Genomic DNA, 22,507 nt, shown 5'->3' on the forward strand with positions numbered 1-22,507 from the left:
GATGGTGTAACGGGAGCTCCCGTTATCGAGATAGGGTATACGCAATGTTAAATTGCCGTACCTGATAAGTTCGGTATGGTGACATATCGATAAACTGAGGTGGCACCGCGATACTTCTCGCCCTCAAGACAAAAGTCTTGGGGGTGAGATTTTTTTATTGTTTCAATAAAAAATATGTAACGGGGTGTGTATGATGAAGGGAATTACTAAGGATCATGTTATCTTATTGGTCAGCATCGGATTATCCAACGTTGGAGGGTGGATTTATCATATCGCACTTAACTTGATCATTCTCGACATGACAAAATCAGTGCTAGCAATCACAGCTCTATATACTTTAAAGCCGCTCGCATCGCTTCTTACGAACGGGTGGTGTGGTACCTTGATCGACCGCTTGAACAAACGAGCGTTAATGATCGGATTAGCTCTTTTTCAATCTGTCGTTATAGGATTTCTACCTTCACTAAGTTCGATTGGTTGGATCTTCTGCATGGTTCTTTTAATCAACATGACAAGTTCCATATATCAGCCAACATCGATGGTATACCTTACAAAGTTCATTCCGGCTAAAAATAGGAAGGCTTTCAATTCGATCAGAAGTCTCGTAGATTCTGGTGCCTTTATTATTGGGCCGGCTATAGCGGGATTTCTGTTTATCGTAGGAACGCCTACGTATGCGATCTATATAAACGCTCTTGCCCTCGCAGTTTCTGCTGTCATTATGATGGCCCTCCCTGATGTTGAACGAAGTGTTAAGGCAAAGCTAAACCTGTCATTCCGTGTGATGGTGGAAGATTGGAAGGTTGTGTTTAACTATTCTAGGAAGGCATCTTACATTGTCGCGATCTATTTCTTATTTAGTGCAATCACGATCATGACGTGGGGGACGGATTCACTAGAAGCTGCGTTTTCAAAAGAAGTGTTGCACTTAACGAATAGTACGTATGGTTATCTTGTAAGTATTTCAGGCGTAGGAATCCTAATCGGTGCGACCGTTAATACCCTTCTCATCAAAAAGCTAACAACATCATGGTTATTAGGAGGGGGGACGGTCGTTCTCTCGATAGGCTATATCGTCTATGCTTTATCAGGTGGCTTTGGAATGGCGAGTGTTGGGTTCTTTACGTTATCGTTCGCACTTGCTTTTGCAAACACAGGGTTCGATACATTTTATCAAACGAACGTTCCAGTCGAAATAATGGGAAGAATCGGGAGTTTATTTGGTTTTATCGAATCACTTCTCATTATTATCGTGATGGGAATAGTTGGACTAACGGCAGAAGTGATTTCAATTCAGTTTGCTGTTGTTGGAGGCTCGGTTGTCATGTTCCTCTTATCGCTTCCACTGATTGTTTTGAGCGTGATGCCATCCAAAGTGGACTATTATTCAAGTACGGCCTCATCATAAAAAGAAAAAACCGCTCAGGTTACGAGCGGTTTTCCTACTTTATTGGGTTTGAGACTCTTTTACTTTCGGAGATTCTAACCGATTCAATCGATCGACAAGTCCATGACCAAAGCCAGCGCCAGTGGAAAGACTATTGCTTGAGTTGATCGCTCCACGAACTTCATAAGCTGTTGATCCATGCTCTGAGAAGTCGAGTCCTTGAATTTCTTCTTCTCTTGAAACGCGGATCGATGAGAAGCGTGTGTAAACGAAGAGGAACAAGCCAACTGTCGAGAACGTCCACGCCATGACGGCTAGAATTCCAATTGCTTGAACACCTAGAAGAGCAGCGCCGCCTCCATAGAAGAGGCCGCCGTCTATTGCGAAGAGCCCTACAGCGAGCGTACCCCACACACCACATACACCGTGAACCGCGATGGCACCAACTGGATCATCGAGCTTCACACGACGGTCGATCAACTGAACCGCTTCGATCAAGATAACCCCTGCGAAAAGACCGATTGCAATCGCTCCGATCGGTGAAACGCTCGCGGTACCAGCAGTGATACCAACAAGCCCTGCCAGTGCACCGTTAAGCGTTAGTGAAGCATCGATCTGCTTGTATTTGATATAGGAATAAAGGGCACTTGAGATAACGCCACCAGAAGCGGCTAATAGAGTCGTTGCGACGATAGAAGGAATGAGTGCGTCACTAGCAGATAATGTACTACCAGCATTGAAGCCAAACCATCCGAACCAAAGAATAAATACGCCTAGAGCACCAAGTGGAATATTGTGACCTTGAATAACGTTTACTTTACCGTTTGAATATTTCCCAATACGACCACCTAAGAACGTAACTGCAACAACTGCACCAAGAGCACCTGTAAGGTGGACGACCGTTGATCCTGCAAAATCAGTAAATCCTAGTTCGGCTAACCATCCGCCACCCCAGATCCAGTGACCAACTACTGGGTAAACGAAGCCTACCATTGCAACGGTGATCGCAATATAGCTTATAAGCTTCATACGTTCAGCAACAGCACCTGATATAATCGTCGCACACGTTGCAGCAAACACGGCCTGGAAAACGAAGAACCCAATTTGATCAGACTGACCGGCGAGAAAGAATCCATTACTGCCAATAAAGCCAGAAGCAGATTCACCGAACATAAATGCATATCCGATTACAAAGTACAATACTGCTCCAATCGACATCGTCATCAAGTTTTTCATCAAAATATTCAGTGCGTTTTTCGAGCGGGTGAAACCTGTTTCTACCATCGCAAACCCTGCATGCATGAAAAACACGAGGAATGCTGCGATCATAACCCAAACCGTGTCGATGGACTGACTGAGTGCTGTAACCGCAGATGCATCTGTGGCAGCAAAAGCCTTTCCACTTGATAAGAGAATAATAGCTGCAAAGAGAACTGATACTTTTTTCATGACGTAACCATCCTTTACTGTTTTATTTAAAAGCAGTTAGACCGTGTTCACCAGACCGGATACGAATGACATCTTCTACGGGATAAACGAAGATCTTTCCGTCTCCTACCTGTCCAGTGGAACAAACATCGCGAATTGTTTTGACAACATGATCGAGTAGATAATCTTCAAAAATAAGTTCAACTTTCACTTTCGGCTGGAGATCGACTTCGAAATGACTTCCTCTGAATAATCCAGTTTGCTTTTTTTGGAGACCACAACCCGCTACTTCTGAAACAGTCATCCCTGTAATCCCTTCATCACGTAACCGATCTCTTAAGTCCTGAAATGATTCAGGACGAATAATCGCTTCGACTTTTTTCACCTTTTCGGCACCTCCATGTGAGTTAATCTAACAAACTAATTTTTCTATATGCTTATATTATGCTGAACAGCGTATAAGTTCAAGCTTATTTTTAGAAAATTTAAAATACTCTGTAAGGTAATCTGACATGGATGGAATTCTAAATTCGTATAAGTGCAGGCTGGGTAGAGGTGGTTGCGCTTTCACAATATGGAAGTGTTTTTTGAACACAAAAAAGCTCCTGGAATAAAATCCAGAAGCTTTTTGCGATTAGGTTAGTGAGATGATCTCATAGTCATAAGGTTTGAGCTCTACATGATTCACATCGATTTCTTCATGACTTAACAAACTCTTCGCATGGCTACCAAAGTTTGAAATGGAAAGGGTAGAAGAAGAGTCGTCATTGTTCAAAAGGAACAGTAACGTTTCTTTTTCTGTTCGCTTCACATATTGCGTAATTTTCTCATGATCTGTTAACAATTCAAATGACCCAGCACTCCCGAATGCATCGTGAGTTTTTCTTAAAGAGATGAGCTTTTGAAGGAATTCAAACAGATCTTTGTCTTGTATTTTTTCATTCCATACCATACAGTATCGGCAGCCAGGGTCAGCCCCTCCCGTCATACCGACTTCGTCTCCATAGTAGATACAAGGTGTACCGGGGAACGATAGCTGCATCACATACATGAGCTTAACGAGGTCTTTGTTTTCACCCGCGAGCGTTAACAACCTCGGAGTGTCATGGCTCCCGAGAAGGTTGAATGCAACGTCATTCACATTCGCTGGGTATGAATGAATCAGTGAAGTGAGTCTGTTTGCCATCGTTGTAGCTGATATTTTTTGATGTGCGAAATGATCAAGAATTGCAGCCGTGAACGGATAATTCATGACAGCATCGAACTGATCCCCCTGGAGCCATGGCATCGAATCATGCCAAATTTCACCTAATATATAGAGTTCCGGCTTCACTTTTTTCACTTCGTTTCTAAACTCACGCCAAAAAGCATGGTCCACTTCATTCGCAACATCAAGACGCCATCCATCGATGTCGAATTCTTCAACCCAGTAACGCCCAACTTGTAAAAGGTAGTCACGTACTTCCGGGTTCTCCGTATTGAGTTTAGGCATCGCTGGTTGGAACGCAAACGTATCATATGAAGGTAACGGATCTGTTTCGATTGGGAACGAGCGAACGTGAAACCAATCACGATAACGGGATTTTTCTCCGTTCTTCAGCAAGTCTTGAAACGGTTCAAAGTAATAGCCGCTGTGATTGAATACGGCATCGAGCATAATTTTTATTCCTCGTTCGTGACAGAGTCTTACTAGTTCTATAAACGTTTCTTTATCACCAAACTGTGGATCGATCTCCATGTAATCGATCGTATCGTACTTGTGATTAGATTGAGCTTTAAAGATAGGGGTGAAGTAGATCCCGTTAATGCCAAGTTCAATAAGGTGATCGAGGTGATCGATGATGCCTTGAAAATCTCCGCCAAAAAAGTTTGTTGGTGTTGGTGCAGCTTCTCCCCACGGTAAACTGTCGTCTGGGTCGATGGAAGGATCTCCATTCGCAAACCGCTCAGGGAAGATTTGATACCAGATCGTGTCCTTGACCCATTCAGGTGCACGGAATACGTCTTTACTATTCAAGAAGGGAAAGCTGAAGTAATCGTTCGTATCAGCTGGTTGTTCTGTGTAAAAACCTTTTTCAGTGAAGACGAATGATTCTTGATCGTCCTCTAAGTGAAACCCATATCGAAGCCTGCGATATGGAGGCTTGATTGCAACATCCCAATAATCATAGAGAGCGTCTGAACCTGATAGGGTCATAGGTTGCTTTTTAGATTGCCAGCCATCTTGTTTCCAATCATAAGGATCCCCATGTATGAGTGATACAGCTGTTACATCATTTTTCTGCGTTTGTAGTTTGATGTGTAGCGTTTCATCGTCATAAGGATAAGCGAAGTTGTTTTTAGGTCGATGATAGATCGCTTCTTTTTGCAAATTGTCCCCTCCTGAATGCAATCGCTTGCATGAATTGTTAGTATAAAAGTACCTATCGAACGAAACGAAGTCTGATACGCACTCTTAGATTAAATGTAGAAGATTATAGAGAACTAGTCAAATCCCTTTATAAACGAAAGAAATGTAGAATAAAAAAATTTCAAAAAAGTTTGTGCAAACGGTTGCTAAAAATTCCGCTACATGTATAATTAGTTATAGAAAGTTAGTGCAATCGTTTTCACGATTCAGCATAACTATCGTAAAAATTAGAGGGGGTTTAGGAAATGAAAAGGTTTTTTGCCTTATTTCTAACACTGGTCTTAGCAATCGGCGTACTCGCTGCTTGTGGTCCGCAAAACAATGAAAGCGCTTCTACGAACGAAGGCGGAGGTTCTGAAGGAGACGCTGATGCTAACAAACCTGAGAAACTAGTTGTATGGGAAGATAAAGATAAAGGCATTGCGCTTGAACCAGCAATTAAGAGTTTCGAAGAAGAATATGGTATTAAAGTTGAATTTAAGGAACTAGGAATGGCTGATGAAATCAGAGAGCAAATTCGTCTTGATGGCCCAGCGGGTACTGGTCCAGACGTTCTAACTCTACCTCATGACCAAATTGGACAAGTTGCTGTAGAAGGATTGATCTCTCCAATCGAAGTGGATCAAGAAGTTGTTGATCGTTACACTGAATCTTCTATTCAAGCACAAACATACGATGGTAAGCTTTATGGACTTCCAAAAGCGACTGAGACACCAGTATTTATTTATAACAAAGCAATCATGGACGAAGCTCCAGAAACAATGGATGATGTATACACATTCGCAAAAGATTACACAAAGGACAAGCAGTATGGTTTCCTTGCACTTTGGGATAACTTCTACTTTGCGAACGCAGTCCTAGCTGGATACGGCGGTTATGTATTCGATCGTTCTGATGAAGGTCTGAACCCAGAAGATATTGGTTTAGCAAACGAAGGTGCTGTTGAAGGTACAGAATATATCGAGAAATGGTACACAGAAGGTTTATTCCCTAAAGGTCTTATCGGTGAAAACGGTGGATCTACGATGGATGGTCTCTTTAACGAAGGAAAAGCTGCATCTGTTATGAACGGTCCATGGTCTTTCCAAGGATACAAAGATGCTGGAATCGAGATCGGTGTAGCACCGATGCCTAAACTTCCTAACGGAGAAAATTTCAAGACGTTTATCGGTGTTAAAGGCTGGCATGTAAGTAACTTCTCTGAGAACAAAGAGTGGGCTACTAAGCTAGTCGAATGGGTAGCAAATGCAGAAAACGGTAAGATTCGTTATGAAGAAACTGGTGAAATTCCTCCAGTTAAATCTCTTATCGAAGATCCTGTAATCGCTGACAACGAAGCTGCTAGCGCAGTTGCAATTCAATCTCAGTACGGTACTCCAATGCCTAACATTCCTGAAATGGCAGAAGTTTGGGGACCAGCAGCATCTGCACTTCAATTAGTAGCGACTGGAAAACAAGATCCTAAGCCTGCACTTGAAGAAGCTACGAAAACAATCAAGTCTCAAATCGAACAAAACCACAGCAATTAAGGTAAAGAAAACTAAAAGCGGTACTCCGGAAACGGAGTGCTGCTTCTCACTTTAAAGGGTGACAAAGTGAGGGGAGAAAGGGGATTGCCATCACGATGGAGGCAAATGGAAGTCAAACTAAACATCGAAAAATTGCATTAGCATTGTCCCTCATACCAGGGTTGGGTCAATTTTATAACAAGCAGCTTTTGAAAGGGTTAATGTTCTTTATTCTAACCATTTCCTTTGCGGTTGCTTTTGCTGATCTAATCAATATCGGCCTATGGGGAATCGTTACGCTAGGAGAAAAGTTACCAAGAGATCACTCCATTTTCCTTTTAACGCAAGGGATCATCGCGGTCCTAGTCATTGCGATCGGGTTGTTGATCTACTTCTTGAACCTTCGGGATGCTTACTTGAACGGAAGAAATCGTGACCTTGGCATTCCACTTAACTCAGTAAGAGAACAGTATCGAAATGTTTCTGAGCAAGGTTTTCCTTATTTAATGCTTGCACCTGGATTCTTTCTATTAATCTTTGTTGTTATTTTTCCAATTCTTTTCGTAATTCTACTATCGTTTACAAACTATGATCTTTATCACTCGCCACCTGCTAATCTAGTAGACTGGATTGGCATCCAAAACTACATCGACATCTTTAGTATGGATATTTGGCGTAATACGTTCTTAGACGTATTCTCATGGACGATCGTCTGGACGTTCGTCGCAACAACTGGTCAAATCGCAATCGGTATTTTCCTAGCCGTCTTGATGAACCAGAAAGACCTTAAATTCAAAGGCATCATTCGAACAATTTTCATTTTGCCATGGGCAGTACCGGCTTTCGTATCGATCCTTGTTTTTGCAGGAATGTTCAACGAAACGTTCGGTGCCATCAACAATGACATCTTAGCTGCATTTGGGGTAGACAGTATTCCGTGGTTAACGGATCCGTTCTGGACCAAAGTAGCTTTAATACTCATACAATTTTGGTTAGGCTTCCCTTTCATCTTTGCGATGGTTACGGGTGTACTTCAGTCGATTCCAAACGAATTATACGAAGCTGCAACAGTCGATGGTGCTTCGATCTGGCAAAAGTTCAGAGCGATTACGCTCCCAATGATTCTTTTCGCGATCGCACCGATTCTGATCACACAGTATACGTTTAACTTTAACAACTTTAACGTGATCTATCTGTTCAATGGAGGTGGACCTGCTGTTTCAGGTCAAACTGCTGGTTCGACTGATATTTTGATCTCATGGATCTATAAATTGACGTTTACTTCAGCACAGTATGGTAAAGCTGCAGCAATTACCATGATCCTTTCCGTGATCGTGATCGCGGTTGCATTGTGGCAGTTTAGAAGAACGAAATCATTCCAAGAAGAGGATATGATGTAATATGAGTACAAAAATGCAGAACACCATCCGTTTAACACTGTCCTATATTGTTATTGCTATCGCTTGTATCATCATCCTATATCCAGTAGCATGGATTGTCGGTTCTTCCTTCAATCCGGGTGATAGTTTGTCTGGTTCATCGATCATTCCTGAAAATGCAACGCTTCAGCACTACAAAGATCTTTTCAATACTGCTGAAAGTGATTACTTACTTTGGTATTGGAATACACTGAAGATCTGTATCATCACGATGGTCATTGCGGTCGCTATGATTTCTTGCATGGCATATGCGTTTTCACGCTATCGTTTCGTTGGACGTAAAAATGGTCTGATGACATTCTTGATCTTGCAGATGATTCCTAACTTCGCAGCATTAATCGCGATCTATGTCCTTGCTTATATCACAGGATTCCTTGATACACACTTTGCGTTGATCCTTGTTTATGCTGGTGGCTTGTTGCCGATGAATACGTGGCTTGCGAAAGGGTATCTTGATACGATTCCGAAAGAGCTCGATGAGTCGGCTCGTATCGACGGTGCAGGACACTTCCGAATTTTTTGGCAGATTATCTTGCCACTTGCAAAGCCGATCCTAGCAGTTGTAGCACTATTTAGCTTCATCACACCATTTACTGATTTTATCCTTGCACAGATTATTTTGAGAAGTGAAGAGAAATTTACACTAGCAGTGGGATTATATCGAATGATTTCTGATCAGTTCGGAAATGAGTTTACAACCTTCGCAGCGGGCTCTGTTCTCATTGCAATCCCGATCTCCATTCTATTCCTATCGCTACAGCGTTACTTTATCTCCGGTCTAACAGCAGGAGGAACAAAAGGGTAAGTCATAAAGGAGGAAGAGGAATTAGGTGAATGCCATCTTCTTTCTCCTTTCTTAATTCATTTTGTACTTTAAAAGTGGAATCGTTTACAATAAGAAAGTAACAAACAACGGAAGAAGCTTGACCGGTGTGACTGGCAGCGACTTGCCTGTTGTTCAGGAGGGAAACCAGTGGCAGTAACGATTAAAGATGTAGCAAAGTTAGCAAATGTCGCCCCATCCACTGTTTCTCGTGTCATTGCAAATAATCCGAGAATCAGTGAAAAAACTAAGCGCCGCGTTCGTGAAGCGATGGAAGAACTCGGTTATCACCCGAACTATAACGCTCGTAGCTTAGCGAACAGAAGCACACAAACGCTAGGTGTCGTCATGCCTAGTTCAGCAGATAAAGTGTTTCAAAACCCTTTCTTTCCAGAAGTCTTAAGGGGAATCAGCACAAAAGCACATGAAAATGAATTTACGCTTTACATGTCGACCGGTTCCAAGGAAGAAGAGATTCTGGATGCTGTGAAAGGGATGGTTCATGGAAGAAGAGTAGATGGAATCGTCTTACTTTATTCTAGAATCGATGACTCGATCATGAAGTTTTTAAAAGAAGAACAGTTTCCGTTTACAGTGATTGGAAAGCCGTTCAAGTATCCTGACGAAGTAACACATGTGGATAACGACAACTTCAGGGCCGCAAAAGACGTGACGGAACATCTGATCGAAAGAGGGCATGAACGAGTAGCGTTCGTAGGTGGCCAGCTCGACTTAGTTGTGACGGTAGATCGGTTGAGTGGCTATGAAAAAGCATTGCGTGAGGCAAATTTAACGTACCGCGATGAGTATATCGTGCATGTGGAGTTTCTGAAGGAAGGCGGACATGAAGCCGTGATGGAACTGTGCTCACTTGAAGAGCCTCCAACGGCACTAGTCGTAGCGGATGATTTAATGGCGCTTGGAATCATGAGCAAGTTAGATGAGATCGGACTATCGGTCCCAGATGATATTTCCATCATCAGCTTTAATAATGTGATGCTTGCAGAATATGCAAGTCCGCCACTAACGTCAGTTGATATTAATATTTTTCAACTAGGCTATCAGGCTGTTACTTGTTTACTTGAAAAGATTGAAGATGCAGAGTCGAGCAACAAGCGTGTTTGTGTCCCGCATAAGCTCGTTGAACGATGGTCTGTAAAAACGCTTTAGGTTACGAAACCTGCTGAGAATTTCTCAGCAGGTTTTTTTATCGTTCACGGAGTTTATCGATGATCACGTTAAGTGGTTCGTTCTTTTCACCATAGTACTTATCAAATGGACAAGGCTTCTCCTGTATTCGTTCAAGGACAGTCTCGATAGTAAACGAAGTAGGAGATAAAGAATCCGTAACCTCCTCCCAAAAAAGAGGTGCTGCGACGGTTGGGTTTTGTTTTCCTCTTGTTGAATAAGGACAGATCATCGTTTTACCTTCCGCATGCTGAAGGAAGTCTACGTACAGTCTTCCGTGACGGTTTCGTTTCAACCGTTCCACAGTAAATGAGGAAGGGTGCTCTTCGACAAGGTAATCTGCGACAAACGAAGTGAACACCCTTGTTTCCTCATAGGTTAACCCTTTTATCGGAATGTGGATCTGTATGCCTTTGCTTCCTGTGAGCTTAGGAAAACTCACGATTTTTAAAGAGGAGAGGATAGCATGGATCTCCTTCGCAGCTAAAATGACGAGATGAAAGGATTGCTCGTCAGGTGGATCTAAATCAAACACAATTTCAACGGGCTTCGTTGACCTGCGTGTGTGGAAGGGGATATGAAACTCAATGGTCCCCTGATTTCCTAGCCAAACTAACGTTGATAAATCATTGCACACAATGTAGTCGATGTCATCATGTCTACTTGTTTGAATAAAGTCGGGAGCATAGTCAGGACAGTTCTTTTGATAGAACGACTCTCCATCCACACCGTCAGGGTAACGGATAACAGTCAATTGCTTCTCTTTCAGCATCGGTAGTAGAAAAGGGGAGACATGCATTAGATAAGAAATATAATCACTCTTCTTTACATGAGACCAGTATTGTTTCGAAGGGTGTGTGATGGAAACGTCTTCTCTATGAGGCAAGTTGTCTAGGATCAGTTTCTCGATCGTACAAGTTTGATAATCAGTGTCGAGTGTAAAAGAAAGAAATGAAGTATCGGTGAGTTCGCCATTTTTCATACCCTTGAAAGAAAGTTCAACGCATATTCCAGGAGCTACTGAAATGCTTTCTCCATTACGGTGCGATTGGTTTGATTCGATGGTCTTAAGCAAGCTCTCAAACTCTTGTTTCGTGAGACCTTGCGAAAAAAATCCGATGAATGTAACCACATCGTCTTTCATAATCGATGCGATAAATTCCGCGCGTATCTCGTGATACCCAGTAACAATAACGACTCCTCTACCACCATGAGAGAGGGTTTCCTTCAATACCTGTTCCATTAACGCCCCTCCTAAATTTGTTGAAGCGTACAATCAGTAGGATTACCTTCGACAATTGTTTGAACGACAGGTTGACGCAGGCGATGATCACTCGTCCATTCAAGGTAGGTAACTTTTACAATGATCTTAGGAGAAACCCAATTGACACCTGATTGTTGAGGGCCATCAATAACTTGTGGCGTCGCTTCTTGTAGTGATTCGATTGTTGAAGAAAAGTCTGCGATCTCATCGCTCTTCAGCTTCCCCGTCCCAGCACTTCCGATATAGCGTAATTTCTTATCAGAGTCGTACAAACACAACAACAACGTATTGACTGATTTCCCTCGAAACGTGACACCGCACACAAGAGCATAAATGTCTTTGTAATTCTTGATCTTCATCCAATTTGCACTTTTTCCATTGATTACATAAGGGCTGTTAACATCTTTACATACGATGCCTTCCATTCCTTTTTCTTTGATCACCTCGTAGAGCTGGTTACCATCCTCGTGATTTTGAACGATTCTTATCGAATTGTTTTCTTCGAGACCATTCTTTAAAAGAGCGAGCCGTTCAAACAATGGACGTTCGTTAACCCATTCACCATCCCAATAGACAACATCAAAAATCATATAGAAGATCGGGTTCGATCCAACACCTCTTGCGATTTGGTGGTCTTTTTTTAGTCGGTCTCTGCGCATGACATCATGAAAAGAAGGTTCACCTTTTTCGTTTAGAGCTACGATTTCACCATCAAAAATAAATGACTTCGCCTTTACTAAATCCGGCAGATCGTGTAGCTCGGGGTACGTATTAGTACGTTCGTTAAGAGAGCGGTTAAAAAGCGTTAACTCTTGTTCGAAATAGGCTAAAACCCGCACGCCATCCCACTTCACCTGAGCAAGATAAGAAGGTGGAATCGTGGTAGAAGATACTGGTTCAAATGGTTTGATCGGTTTCATTTTAAGTCCTCATTTCACGTGCCTATGCGAGCATGCTAGTTCGCTTCTTTTTCTTTCTTTTTCTTCACAGATACTTTTTTCTTCTTTTGCTCTGACTTTGCCTTTGAGCCAGTATCCGCCGGCTCTAAACTAGCCTGAAGGGCATCCATCAGATCAACAACATTCTTCTTTGGTTTTTCTTTCACGACTTTAATATCATCACCAGATATCTTACTCTGAATCAGAGCCATGATGGCTTCTCGTCGCTCGTCTTTGTATTGAGAAGGATCGAATTCAGTTGTTAGCTGTTCGATTAACTGCTGCGCCATCGTTAATTCTTTCTTACTTAAATCCATTTCTTCTGGTAAATCAGGTACATGATCTAATTCACGCACTTCATCAGGAAAATACATCGTTTCCATCATCAATCCATTTTTGTATACACGAACGGCAGCGAGGTGTTCCTTTGAACGTATCGTAATTTTTGCAATACCGATCCTTCCCGACGCTTCCATTGCTTTTTTCAATAGGGTATAGGGCTTGCTGCCATTTTCGTTCGGTCCTATAAAATAGGAGCGGTTGAAATACACGGGGTCGATGTCATCTAGTTCGACAAAGTCCACAATTTCGACAGACTTGTTTTTTTCTTGAGCGAGCGCTTCGATCTCGTCTCTTTCGATGATCACGAACTTACCGTCTTCATACTCGTAGCCTCTCACGATTTCATCTGATTCAAGTGCTTTTTCACAGTGAGGACATGTTTTCTCATATTTTATCGGCGTATGACACTTCTCGTGAAGGTAGCGCATTTTGATATCTTTATTTTCTGTAGCGGAATATAGCTTTATCGGAATATTAACCAACCCGAAGCTTATCGAGCCTTTCCACATCGTATGCATGATATTCAATCCTTTCAGCTTCTCTATACTGTTAGAATGTCTCATGAACGATAAAGCATGCAGAGAAAAGGTTGGGATTCGGTTGCACATAGAATGAAAGAGGAGTCGCATGTACCAGTCATAGAGGTTTATTGTCCAAAAAACAAATTTATTAGCCAAACATCCATTTTATTGTCCAAATTCTCGATTTATTGTCCAAATATCCGTTTTATTAGCCAAAGTAAAAAACCTCCTTCGAAAAGGAGGTTTGGAGAAGGTCCTATGAAGTCATATACTGTCCGCCGTTAATGTGGATGGTTTGCCCCGTCATATAGGAAGAGTCGTCGGAACCAAGAAGCACATAAGCAGCAGCGAGTTCTTCTGGCTGTCCAGGGCGTCCCATCGGTGTATTCGTTCCAAAGTTCTTCACCTTATCTGCTGAAAAAGTGGATGGGATCAATGGTGTCCAAATTGGCCCGGGAGCAACGCTATTCACACGGATACCTTTTCCTACGAGCGATTTTGCCATGCTCCTTGTAAAGGACGTGATTGCACCTTTCGTACTCGCATAGTCGATCAGCTGTTCGTTTCCTTCGTAAGCTGTTATGGAAGACGTGTTGATGATTGCGCTACCCTTTTTCAAATGAGGGAGAGCGGCTTTTGTTAGATGGAACATGGAAAACACGTTCGTTCGGTACGTTTTCTCAAGTTGTTCTGCAGTAATATCCTCTAACCCTTTCTGAGGATGCTGTTCGGCTGCGTTGTTAATCAGGATATCAAGGGTGCCATAAGCTTCGATCACTTGGTTGATCACGCTTTGACAAAATGCTTCATCACCGATATCACCCGAGAGCAGAAGGCATTCAGCGCCATGCTCCTCGATGAGTTTTTTCGTGTTTTGAGCATCTTCTTCTTCATCTAAGTAAACGATTGCGAGATTAGCTCCTTCTTTCGCATAGGCGAGAGCGGCAGCTTCACCGATCCCACTGTCACCACCCGTAATGAGAGCAACTTTATTCGTAAGCTTGCCAGACCCTTTGTAATCCCAGTTTTCAATCAATGGCTTTGGATTCATTTCTTCTTGTGAGCCTGGTTGATGGTTTTGATGTTGAGCTGGTTGACCATCCGTTTGTTTAAAATCTGGTCGCATAATCAGATCATCTCCTCAAGAATAATTTTACCTATGGTAGTGATTACCATTCCTGTTAGTTTTCAAACATTGCTTCTATCATGTAGGAATCAGTATTTCATGATAAACTAGAACAAGTATAAGTAGTCAGTGAGGGAACGCCATGGAAAATGATAAACAGTTTGAACAACAACTCGCAGCATTTTTAAAAGATAGCCAGCCAAAAATTGTTCAAAAGTGGCTAAACATCGCAAAGCTCTCGAAAGAAGATCCTTACTACGAGGAAATCATAAATAACGGAAAACGTACGGTAGAATTGATTTCTCATTATATTTTGACAGAAGATGAAAGTTGGATCGTTACGCTAACCAAGAAAATCGCAACGGAGCGTATTCAAGCGAATGTGAATATAGGTGAATTCGTAGCGAATATTAATTCAGGTCGTTCAGTGGTGATTTCTGTATTGAATGAATCGGAATTCAATCGCGACGATCTATCGAGAGCATTAGATAAGGTCAATGATTATTTTAATTCTTACCTTTACCATTCAGTGACCGAATATACGAAGCAAAAAGATAGTATCATTCAAGATAAGAATTTGTTTATTAAAGAGATGCACAGCGATCGACTTACGATCCTTGGACAGTTAGGGGCTAGCTTCGCTCATGAATTTCGTAATCCTCTCACATCGATAAAAGGGTTTCTCAAACTTTTAGAAGGACAGCAGCATGAGACGCTGAGGAACCACTATTTTGAAATTATCAATGAAGAAATGAATAATCTTGAAGAAAAAGTTCGTCAATTTTTATTCCTTTCAAAGATGCGTGGAATCGACGATACGCCGTCGAAGGTGAACATGACTAGTTTGCTCGAGTACTCTGTCGAAGTGTTATACCCGAGGTTCCTTGAATCGAATATTGAAGTGATCACAACGGTTTCTAAAGAATTGTTCGTTTGCGGCGTTGAGGAACAGCTTAAACAAGTTGTTCTAAATATCATGATAAACTCGATAGAAGAATTGAGTGAGAACGATCAAGAGTCACGAAAGATAGTGGTCGAGGGGTTTAAGGAGGGTGAGTGGGTTATCACTCAAATTACGAACAACGGCGAGCCGATCCCTTCTCATCTCGTTGAAAGTATATTTGAGCCTTTTATTAGTACGAAGGAGCTCGGAACAGGCCTTGGGCTCTCGGTTTGCAAACAAATTATTGAAAAACACAATGGAACCATCTCTGTGCGTTCCAATGAAGATGAAACAACATTCGTAATTAAACTACCAGAAAATTGTTGACAGAGGAAGAAATGAATAGTAGCTTTAAGATTATAATATGAAATGCTTATAGTCCACTAGGGGAGTCATTCACATGACTGAGACAGGAAAACCTGGACCCTTTGAACCTGATCTGGTTAGCGCCAGCGGAGGAAAGTGGAGACGGATGCATAACGCAACCGCTCCATTTTTGGAGCGGTTTTTGTTTTGCTTCAAAAATGTTGATGTTCGTGCATGTGAGCTCCTTTCCTCTTCATCAGGCGGATGATAAGCGGAAAGGAGTTTTTTATGTTGTTTACTGATCAAATTAGAAGAGAAGCAGAACCAATTTTTGAGGCCATTTACCAACATCCGTTCGTGAGGGGCATCGCTGAAGGAAAGTTGGGAAAAGAGCAGCTTATTCATTATGTGAAGCAGGATTTCGAGTACTTGAATACGTTTGCTCGTATTTATGGGATTGCACTATCGAAATGTGAAAAGAGAGAGGAGATGGAATTCTTCAATGAACAAATCTCATTTGTTTTAAACAGTGAAGTTCACCCTCATACGAACTTCTGTAACGTGGCAGGCGTGACGTACGATGAATTGCAAGGATTTCCGCTCGCCCCAACTGCCCATCATTATACGAGACACATGCTCGATGCAGCTCATTCTGGATCATTAGGTGATATTGCTGCCGCTCTACTTCCTTGTCCATGGACGTATCAAGAGATCGGACAGCGACTGATTGAAGACCTTTCTCCAAGGAAAGATCATCCATTTTATGATTGGATTACATTTTACGGTGAAAAAGAGATGGTGTCCGTAACAGATCAGCTTAGGGAAATTGTAGACGAACGAGCTAAATCAGCTACGGAGGCTGAGCTTAAGAGGATGAGAGACCTTTATATTCAAAGCTGTCAACTTGAGTATGGTTTTTGGGAGATGGCATATACGATTGAACAGTGGCCTGTTCCAATCCTGGAGGAAGAGCGGATATGAAAAGGTTGAAACTTTCAGATATTCTGATCACCATTGTCATCGCACTTGTTTTTGGTATCATTTATAAACTCTGGGGCCCCGTTTATAACCTTGTAAAACCATTTGGCCTACATGTTGGGGACATCGTATATGGCATGTGGTTTATAGCAGGAACAGTCGCAATGTTGATCTTACGAAAGCCAGGTGTAGCACTGCTTGCCGAAACTGCAGCGGCTTCAGGTGAATTCCTAGTCGGCTCAGAGTATGGTCTCTCTGTTCTTCTATATGGAATCGTTCAAGGTCTTGGAACTGAACTTGTCTTTGCGCTGTTTAGATATAAGCGCTACACGGCATTTGTAGCTGCTCTTAGTGGAATTGCAGCAGCTGCAGGTTCCTTGATCATGGATGTAGCTTATGGTTACATTTTAGATCTCGCACTGTGGAACTTGCTATTATTGATCTCAGCTCGAGTTCTTGGTGGTATACTGATTGCCGGAATCTTTGCTTACTTCCTTGTGGAAGCTCTTGAAAAAACAGGGGTGACAAGCCTTGTAAGACCTGCTAGTCATGAGGACTTCAAAGCATTGGATAAGTAAGGAGGCAGCTTATGAGAGTAGGAGTGACGAATCTTAGAGTGAAATATGCAGGAGCATCTGAGCTCCTTTTTAATGACCTTACACTTCATATCGAAAAAGGGGAAAAGGTGCTTTTACTAGGACCTAGTGGCTGTGGAAAATCAACGTTGCTTCAAGTATTATCCGGACTCATCCCAGCGGCAGTACCAGTCCCAATGAAAGTGGAAGAGAAGATGATTCCTGAATCGACAGGGTATGTGTTTCAAGATCCTGACGCACAATTTTGTATGCCTTACGTTGATGAGGAAATGGCTTTTGTTTTAGAGAACCGTGCTATCCCTAGAAGCGAGATGAAGGGATTGATCAATACGTACCTCGATAAGGTTGGGTTACATTTTGATGATCCTCATGTTGAAATCGCTACGCTCTCTCAAGGAATGAAGCAAAGGCTTGCTATTGCATCCGTTTTATCTTTAGAACCAGATGTCCTTTACTTGGATGAGCCTACCGCTCTTCTAGATCCTGAAGGGACGAAGGACGTATGGGAGACGATAAAGAAGATCGATGACGATCAAACGATGGTAATCGTAGAACATAAAGTTGATCATGTCATCGATTTTGTAGATCGCGTTGTTCTTTTCGACGATAGCGGAACAATACTTGCAGATAGTGATCCTGAAACGATTCTTTCTTTTTATAAACATAAGATGAAGGAATTCGGAATTTGGTACCCTGGTATTTGGAAAGAACACGAGCATGGCTTGAAAAGGGAGACGAAAAACGCCCTCTCTGTTATGACCATTGAGGATTTAAAAGGCTTCAAAGGGAAGAAGTGTCTTGTAGAACTTCCTGAAGCCGTGATCCATGAAGGTGAGTGGATCGTCATCACTGGCGAGAATGGAGCCGGGAAAAGTTCTCTTCTCCTTAGTATCATGCAAGTGTTGAAAACAACGGGAGATGTACATGTTGACGGTAAAGCGTTGCACTCTATAAAAGAAGCTAGAGAAAAACTAGCGTTTGTATTTCAAAATCCAGAATTTCAATTTGTTACGAATTCGGTATATGATGAGTTAGCATATTCGATGTCTGAGGACGTTCAGAATCGAGTCACGACCTGGCTTCAGAACTATGAGTTGTTAAACCATCAACATCAGCATCCTTATCAGCTCTCGACAGGACAAAAGCGCAAGCTGAGTGTTGGAACGGCATTGTTTGGAAACCAACGGATCCTATTGTTAGACGAGCCAACCTTTGGACAGGATGCAAAGAATACCTTTAAACTACTGGAGTATTTCGAGGATTTACGGTCAAAAGGGATCACCATCATGATGGTTACTCATGACCCAAATATCGTAGAAACGTACGCGACGAGAGAGTGGATCATCTCGAAAGGGAGAAGGGTATCTGATCGTAACGTGAATCGAGGAGAGGAGGCTGTCGTTCATGCAGTTGACTCTTGATTACAATGAAACGTGGTTACATCGCATGAATCCTGCCTTTAAGCTCGTCTTTTTTCTTTTCTTGTTTTTAGGGCTGTTGTTTATTCATAATCCGAACATCATCACGTATGTAACGCTGCTCCCGCTCATTCTTGTGGCGTTCTTTACAGGACATAAAAGAAAGCTATTGTTAATCTTGATGATTCCGTTTCTTCTTTTGTTTGTATCTAGCTCATCAAGCATGATCTTTTTTGGACAGGGTACGACGACGTGGTGGAAGTGGGGACTCATTCATATTACGGAAGAGAGCTTTTACAGAGGTCTTCATATTGGATTCCGAGCACTTAACTTTGCATTGCTCGGTTTGATCTTTGCTCTTACGACAAGACCTGTCCTGCTATTTTACTCATTGACTCAGCAGCTGAAAGTCCCGCCTCGGTTTGCATATAGCTTTATGGCGGCAGTTCGAATCCTACCGATGATGGTGGAAGAGTTTCAACAGCTTAAGAATGCGCTGTTAGTTCGTGGAGTAAAGAAAGAGAAAGGGTGGAAGAGGATTACGCAATCCATCACGTTGTATGCTGTACCGCTTTTATCCCAAAGTATTCGGAGAGCGCATCGAATAGCAGTGGCGATGGAATCGAAGCAGTTCCACAATGGAAAACGAACGTATTATTATGAGACCCGTTTATCAAAATTCGATGGACTGTTTGTTCTGTACATCGTCCTAGGAGTAGTGACGATGGTCTGGTTAGGGTTAGAAGTCCCCACATATGAAATTACAGATGTGAGAAATTCAGACTGAAAAACAAAACTGCCGAGCAATAGGCAGTTTTGTTTTTTTGATCAAAAAAAGCAGGCTGATCGTTCAGCCTGCTTGATTTTTATAGATGATCACTGCTCTTTGAATACTGATGTTTCCCTTTTTCACGGTTTATTTCTTTTTGATCATTTTTCAGCATTCGCTTCGCATTATGATCCACTGGCTTTTTATTATTGTCTGTCGTATTAGGCACGATATTCCCTCCCTGGACCCATAGTTTAAATCACTACTTTTAGGGTACACAGTTGAAGGAGATACTATGTAGCATACAATTTACTTATTTAGGAAAAATAAGGCAAGTGTACCTGGGCCTGAGTGAGAACCGATCGTGGCACCAACTTCAGTGATGATGAAGTCTTGTCCGCCGTACTTTTCTTGAATCGCTTCTTTTAGTTTTTCAGCACTTTCAAGGTCATCACCATGTGAGATACCGATCACCTGAGATTGAAGGTTCACACCGCGTTCTTCCATGATTTCAACCATCCGCTTGTACACCTTGCTCTTTCCACGGACTTTTTCGATCGGAACGAGTTTTCCATCTTCCACATGGAGGATCGGCTTTATTTTTAACATGCCGCCAAAGAAAGCAGATGCTTTACTCACTCTGCCACCTCTTTGTAGGAAGTCGAGATCATCTACAGTAAAGATGTGTTCCATATGGTCGATGTATGATTCGTTAAGGCTTTCGAGTATCTCTTCAACGTTCTTTCCTTGTGCTGAAAGTTCTGAAGCGTGGATCGCCATCAGCCCGTATCCAAGAGATGCGCCTCTTGAGTCAACGACTTCCATTTTGACATCAGGGTATTCTTCTTGGACTTCATTTTTGATTACGGCTGCAGATTGGTACGTTCCAGATATACCTGATGAGAGGCCGATATAGATGAACGGCTGACCTTCTTTCGCGAACTTTGTAAATGTTTCTTTGATGCGAGCCGGAGGGATTTGAGAGGTCTTCGCTAATTTTCCATCTCGTAACGCAGTGTATAGCTCTTTCGATTTGATCTGTTCTCGGTCGAAATACTCTTTCTCTTCTAAAATAACAATGAGAGGCATGATTTCGAGGTTGTGCTTTTGCACTAACTCCTCTGGAAGATCAGAGGCACTATCTGTAATGATTTGTACACTCATTAAGAACCGTCCTTTCATAATTATGATACAGGCTAGTTTCTTAAAGTTTATCCCTAGAATCGTTTAAAATCAATGATTATATCGTAAAGTAAGTGCTTGATCGGCTTTACTTGAATAACACTTAAATTTGATGTTGTCGAACTGTGCCGAAAGCCTTACAATAAATCTTGCTAATGAAATAAAATCAATCGTCCTTTTTCATCAAGAAGAGGCAGTTACAGAAAAGGGTGTTAACATGGAAGAAGTAAAGAAAATAATTATTATCTTATTAGGAGCAATTCTAGGAGCAGTATCACTAAATTTATTTCTCATCCCAGCAAACGTATATGCTAGTGGTTTTACCGGTCTTGCCCAGTTGATTTCGAGCGTGTTGAACGATTATACGCCGATCCATATCTCAACGGGTATCTTGCTATTCTTATTAAATATTCCTGTTGGCATTCTAGGTTGGAAGAAGGTAGGAAAAGCGTTTACGCTATACAGTTTGATCAGTGTTGGCCTTACAACATTGTTTCTTGAAATAATTCCTGTTCAAGCTCTCTCAGAAGACATTCTTCTTAACGCAGTATTCGGAGGAGCACTCGCCGCGATCGGAATCGGCTTTACGTTAAAGTGGGGTGCTTCAACCGGGGGAATGGATATCGTCGCTATGATTCTTTCTAGAATGAATGACCGTCCGATCGGTACTTACTTTTTTAGTTTGAATGCTTTGATCATTTTAACAGCAGGTATGCTGTATGGTTGGGAGAAAGCACTCTATACGCTCGTTACCTTGTATGTTTCTTCTCGTGTGATCGATGTCATCCATACTCGTCATGAAAAACTAACGGCGATGATCGTCACTTCTAAAGGGAATGAGCTGCAAAAAGCAATCCATGACAGGCTTGTACGAGGAATTACAAAGCTTCCTGCGAAAGGCGCATATCGAGGCGAAGATAAAGAAATGCTTATGATGGTCGTTACACGTTATGAACTTTATGATCTCGAACATATCATCAATGATATCGACCCTCATGCGTTTACGAACATTGTCAATACTGCAGGTATTTTTGGGTTTTTCCGAAAAGACCACTAAATAAAATTCCCCGGGATGTCCCGGGGAATTTCTTTATGCGTTATTCGTAATGATTTCTTTTACTTCTGGGAGCAAGCTGTCCCATTCTGCCTCAGGCATTTTGTTGATCGTGATGAAATCTTGATAGCCAAATACATTGTCGACACCATCTAACTTCAGTAGTTCAGCAGCTACTGGATGATCAGGAGTGTCATTCTTCTTAAAAGAATGACTGGATGAGCCTTCAAAAAGGTTCTTGTCAGCTGTGATTTTAATCGCATTTGGGTTTGGTGTATGATCTACTCGTAATTGCATAATAAGCCTCCTTTTCTTAACTTCTACTAGTGTACCAAAATTCTCTCTTAGCATAAATCAATTATGACGAGAAAGTGAAACCATATCGCTTAGAAATAATATCGTGAAACCCAAGTGAATTATAAAGATGTTTCGTAACAGCATTATTTATCCCGGTTTCAAGTTCAATGCCCGTGATTCCTTCGCGTTCAGCCCAGTAGATCACATGTAATAAAAGCCTTCGACCGATACCCTGATTTCTTGCTTCTGGATCCACGAATAATTCATTCAACCATAAGTAAGGACCGCCATTTGCGACACTCACTCCCATATTAAAAAACGCAACGCCAAGTATCTCGTTATCATCTTCTGCAACAACGATTCTAGAAGCCGTATCTTCGCTTATCGCAAGTTTTGCTCCTTTGATTAATTTCTCATAACTTCCTTCGCGATCGGCATGCGTGATCTGCTTCATGAGTAGTTTCGCTACTTTTTCGATCACATCATCCTCGACTTGGCTAGACAACTGGTAAACGTTCATTCCCGCTCCACCTCCGTGTAATTGTTTCGACTCTTTCATGGAAGAACCCTTGTTAAAGTAAATTAATATT

Annotated in this window: 22 protein-coding genes, 1 riboswitch and 1 other annotated feature (1 of these 24 only partly in view); of the genes, 11 read left to right on the forward strand and 11 right to left on the reverse strand. The window is 41.9% G+C overall.

The window, feature by feature from the left end:
* Positions 1-128 (forward strand) — a binding site (T-box leader); it begins 122 nt to the left of the window's first position.
* Positions 129-190: 62 nt separating this feature from the next.
* On the forward strand, positions 191-1,408 hold the full coding sequence (locus PFZ69_RS13420; RefSeq protein WP_270181585.1) for an MFS transporter: 1,218 nt from the start codon (positions 191-193) through the stop codon (positions 1,406-1,408).
* 39 nt (positions 1,409-1,447) lie between these two features.
* Here the strand turns inward: PFZ69_RS13420 and PFZ69_RS13425 are convergent, their stop codons facing one another.
* The 3 genes from PFZ69_RS13425 to PFZ69_RS13435 form a co-directional block, all read right to left on the reverse strand.
* Positions 1,448-2,836: an ammonium transporter gene (locus PFZ69_RS13425; RefSeq protein ID WP_270181586.1), complete on the reverse strand. Its 1,389-nt coding sequence runs from the start codon at positions 2,834-2,836 to the stop codon at positions 1,448-1,450.
* 22 nt (positions 2,837-2,858) lie between these two features.
* Positions 2,859-3,200, reverse strand: coding sequence for a P-II family nitrogen regulator (locus PFZ69_RS13430; protein ID WP_224881418.1), 342 nt, complete (start codon positions 3,198-3,200; stop codon positions 2,859-2,861).
* A 249-nt stretch (positions 3,201-3,449) separates the two neighbouring features.
* Positions 3,450-5,186, reverse strand: coding sequence for an alpha-glycosidase (locus tag PFZ69_RS13435; protein ID WP_270181587.1), 1,737 nt, complete (start codon positions 5,184-5,186; stop codon positions 3,450-3,452).
* Positions 5,187-5,470: 284 nt separating this feature from the next.
* Between PFZ69_RS13435 and PFZ69_RS13440 the strand changes: the two genes are divergently transcribed.
* The 4 genes from PFZ69_RS13440 to PFZ69_RS13455 all read left to right on the forward strand — a co-directional run bounded on the left by PFZ69_RS13440 (position 5,471) and on the right by PFZ69_RS13455 (position 10,165).
* Positions 5,471-6,754: an extracellular solute-binding protein gene (locus tag PFZ69_RS13440; protein WP_270181588.1), complete on the forward strand. Its 1,284-nt coding sequence runs from the start codon at positions 5,471-5,473 to the stop codon at positions 6,752-6,754.
* Between the two features lie 95 nt (positions 6,755-6,849).
* A complete protein-coding gene (locus PFZ69_RS13445) occupies positions 6,850-8,133 on the forward strand; it encodes a carbohydrate ABC transporter permease (RefSeq protein WP_270181589.1) in 1,284 nt (427 codons plus the stop codon).
* A 1-nt stretch (position 8,134) separates the two neighbouring features.
* A complete protein-coding gene (locus tag PFZ69_RS13450; protein ID WP_270181590.1) occupies positions 8,135-8,977 on the forward strand; it encodes a sugar ABC transporter permease in 843 nt (280 codons plus the stop codon).
* Between the two features lie 168 nt (positions 8,978-9,145).
* Entirely contained in the window at positions 9,146-10,165 is a 1,020-nt protein-coding gene (locus tag PFZ69_RS13455; RefSeq protein WP_270181591.1) for a LacI family DNA-binding transcriptional regulator, read from the forward strand.
* A gap of 37 nt (positions 10,166-10,202) precedes the next feature.
* On the opposite strand, the gene ligD is transcribed toward PFZ69_RS13455, so the two are convergent.
* The 4 genes from ligD to PFZ69_RS13475 all read right to left on the reverse strand — a co-directional run bounded on the left by ligD (position 10,203) and on the right by PFZ69_RS13475 (position 14,374).
* Positions 10,203-11,426, reverse strand: coding sequence for a DNA ligase D (ligD, locus tag PFZ69_RS13460; protein WP_270181592.1), 1,224 nt, complete (start codon positions 11,424-11,426; stop codon positions 10,203-10,205).
* An 11-nt stretch (positions 11,427-11,437) separates the two neighbouring features.
* A complete protein-coding gene (locus PFZ69_RS13465) occupies positions 11,438-12,367 on the reverse strand; it encodes an ATP-dependent DNA ligase (protein WP_270181593.1) in 930 nt (309 codons plus the stop codon).
* Positions 12,368-12,402: 35 nt separating this feature from the next.
* Positions 12,403-13,245: a non-homologous end joining protein Ku gene (gene ku, locus PFZ69_RS13470; RefSeq protein ID WP_270181594.1), complete on the reverse strand. Its 843-nt coding sequence runs from the start codon at positions 13,243-13,245 to the stop codon at positions 12,403-12,405.
* Positions 13,246-13,504: 259 nt separating this feature from the next.
* Positions 13,505-14,374 carry an SDR family oxidoreductase gene (locus PFZ69_RS13475; RefSeq protein ID WP_270181595.1) on the reverse strand — a complete coding sequence of 290 codons (870 nt, stop codon included), beginning with the start codon at positions 14,372-14,374 and terminating at the stop codon, positions 13,505-13,507.
* A gap of 142 nt (positions 14,375-14,516) precedes the next feature.
* Between PFZ69_RS13475 and PFZ69_RS13480 the strand changes: the two genes are divergently transcribed.
* The 5 genes from PFZ69_RS13480 (at position 14,517) to PFZ69_RS13500 (ending at position 19,402) form a co-directional block, all read left to right on the forward strand.
* Entirely contained in the window at positions 14,517-15,644 is a 1,128-nt protein-coding gene (locus tag PFZ69_RS13480) for a histidine kinase N-terminal domain-containing protein (RefSeq protein ID WP_270181596.1), read from the forward strand.
* A 48-nt stretch (positions 15,645-15,692) separates the two neighbouring features.
* Positions 15,693-15,795, forward strand: a riboswitch (TPP riboswitch).
* Positions 15,796-15,911: 116 nt separating this feature from the next.
* The gene (gene tenA, locus PFZ69_RS13485) at positions 15,912-16,604 is read left to right on the forward strand and encodes a thiaminase II (protein ID WP_270181597.1); all 693 of its coding nucleotides are present in this window, start codon (positions 15,912-15,914) and stop codon (positions 16,602-16,604) included.
* A complete protein-coding gene (locus PFZ69_RS13490; protein WP_270181598.1) occupies positions 16,601-17,179 on the forward strand; it encodes an ECF transporter S component in 579 nt (192 codons plus the stop codon). The genes tenA and PFZ69_RS13490 overlap by 4 nt, the downstream gene beginning before the upstream one ends.
* Before the next feature lie 11 nt (positions 17,180-17,190).
* Positions 17,191-18,618, forward strand: coding sequence for an ABC transporter ATP-binding protein (locus PFZ69_RS13495; protein ID WP_270181599.1), 1,428 nt, complete (start codon positions 17,191-17,193; stop codon positions 18,616-18,618).
* The gene (locus PFZ69_RS13500; RefSeq protein ID WP_270181600.1) at positions 18,602-19,402 is read left to right on the forward strand and encodes an energy-coupling factor transporter transmembrane component T family protein; all 801 of its coding nucleotides are present in this window, start codon (positions 18,602-18,604) and stop codon (positions 19,400-19,402) included. Before PFZ69_RS13495 ends, PFZ69_RS13500 begins: the two co-directional genes overlap by 17 nt.
* 79 nt (positions 19,403-19,481) lie before the next feature.
* Here the strand turns inward: PFZ69_RS13500 and PFZ69_RS13505 are convergent, their stop codons facing one another.
* Positions 19,482-19,613 (reverse strand): DUF3941 domain-containing protein, encoded by a 132-nt coding sequence (locus PFZ69_RS13505; protein ID WP_270181601.1) that lies wholly within the window; start codon positions 19,611-19,613, stop codon positions 19,482-19,484.
* Between the two features lie 80 nt (positions 19,614-19,693).
* On the reverse strand, positions 19,694-20,548 hold the full coding sequence (locus PFZ69_RS13510; RefSeq protein WP_270181602.1) for a DegV family protein: 855 nt from the start codon (positions 20,546-20,548) through the stop codon (positions 19,694-19,696).
* 235 nt (positions 20,549-20,783) lie between these two features.
* Between PFZ69_RS13510 and PFZ69_RS13515 the strand changes: the two genes are divergently transcribed.
* Positions 20,784-21,623: a YitT family protein gene (locus tag PFZ69_RS13515; protein WP_270181603.1), complete on the forward strand. Its 840-nt coding sequence runs from the start codon at positions 20,784-20,786 to the stop codon at positions 21,621-21,623.
* 33 nt (positions 21,624-21,656) lie between these two features.
* On the opposite strand, the gene PFZ69_RS13520 is transcribed toward PFZ69_RS13515, so the two are convergent.
* Positions 21,657-21,917: a NifU N-terminal domain-containing protein gene (locus PFZ69_RS13520; RefSeq protein ID WP_270181604.1), complete on the reverse strand. Its 261-nt coding sequence runs from the start codon at positions 21,915-21,917 to the stop codon at positions 21,657-21,659.
* Positions 21,918-21,978: 61 nt separating this feature from the next.
* Positions 21,979-22,437, reverse strand: coding sequence for a GNAT family N-acetyltransferase (locus PFZ69_RS13525; RefSeq protein ID WP_270181605.1), 459 nt, complete (start codon positions 22,435-22,437; stop codon positions 21,979-21,981).
* Between the last annotated feature and the right edge of the window lie 70 nt (positions 22,438-22,507).

Source organism: Alkalihalobacillus sp. CinArs1, assembly GCF_947387515.1.
In the GTDB taxonomy this organism is placed as follows: domain Bacteria; phylum Bacillota; class Bacilli; order Bacillales; family Guptibacillaceae; genus Guptibacillus.

Excerpts from the sequence above, each read along its gene's own strand:
- PFZ69_RS13445 (WP_270181589.1), top strand. The coding sequence starts at position 6,850 with ATGGAGGCAAATGGAAGTCAAACTAAACATCGAAAAATTGCATTAGCA.
- PFZ69_RS13500 (WP_270181600.1), top strand. The coding sequence starts at position 18,602 with ATGCAGTTGACTCTTGATTACAATGAAACGTGGTTACATCGCATGAAT.
- PFZ69_RS13525 (WP_270181605.1), bottom strand. The coding sequence starts at position 22,437 with ATGAACGTTTACCAGTTGTCTAGCCAAGTCGAGGATGATGTGATCGAA.
- PFZ69_RS13465 (WP_270181593.1), bottom strand. The coding sequence starts at position 12,367 with ATGAAACCGATCAAACCATTTGAACCAGTATCTTCTACCACGATTCCA.
- PFZ69_RS13450 (WP_270181590.1), top strand. The coding sequence starts at position 8,135 with ATGAGTACAAAAATGCAGAACACCATCCGTTTAACACTGTCCTATATT.
- PFZ69_RS13495 (WP_270181599.1), top strand. The coding sequence starts at position 17,191 with ATGAGAGTAGGAGTGACGAATCTTAGAGTGAAATATGCAGGAGCATCT.
- ligD (WP_270181592.1), bottom strand. The coding sequence starts at position 11,426 with ATGGAACAGGTATTGAAGGAAACCCTCTCTCATGGTGGTAGAGGAGTC.
- PFZ69_RS13490 (WP_270181598.1), top strand. The coding sequence starts at position 16,601 with ATGAAAAGGTTGAAACTTTCAGATATTCTGATCACCATTGTCATCGCA.
- PFZ69_RS13425 (WP_270181586.1), bottom strand. The coding sequence starts at position 2,836 with ATGAAAAAAGTATCAGTTCTCTTTGCAGCTATTATTCTCTTATCAAGT.
- PFZ69_RS13475 (WP_270181595.1), bottom strand. The coding sequence starts at position 14,374 with ATGCGACCAGATTTTAAACAAACGGATGGTCAACCAGCTCAACATCAA.
- PFZ69_RS13480 (WP_270181596.1), top strand. The coding sequence starts at position 14,517 with ATGGAAAATGATAAACAGTTTGAACAACAACTCGCAGCATTTTTAAAA.
- PFZ69_RS13520 (WP_270181604.1), bottom strand. The coding sequence starts at position 21,917 with ATGCAATTACGAGTAGATCATACACCAAACCCAAATGCGATTAAAATC.
- PFZ69_RS13515 (WP_270181603.1), top strand. The coding sequence starts at position 20,784 with ATGGAAGAAGTAAAGAAAATAATTATTATCTTATTAGGAGCAATTCTA.
- PFZ69_RS13510 (WP_270181602.1), bottom strand. The coding sequence starts at position 20,548 with ATGAGTGTACAAATCATTACAGATAGTGCCTCTGATCTTCCAGAGGAG.
- tenA (WP_270181597.1), top strand. The coding sequence starts at position 15,912 with ATGTTGTTTACTGATCAAATTAGAAGAGAAGCAGAACCAATTTTTGAG.
- ku (WP_270181594.1), bottom strand. The coding sequence starts at position 13,245 with ATGCATACGATGTGGAAAGGCTCGATAAGCTTCGGGTTGGTTAATATT.
- PFZ69_RS13440 (WP_270181588.1), top strand. The coding sequence starts at position 5,471 with ATGAAAAGGTTTTTTGCCTTATTTCTAACACTGGTCTTAGCAATCGGC.
- PFZ69_RS13420 (WP_270181585.1), top strand. The coding sequence starts at position 191 with ATGATGAAGGGAATTACTAAGGATCATGTTATCTTATTGGTCAGCATC.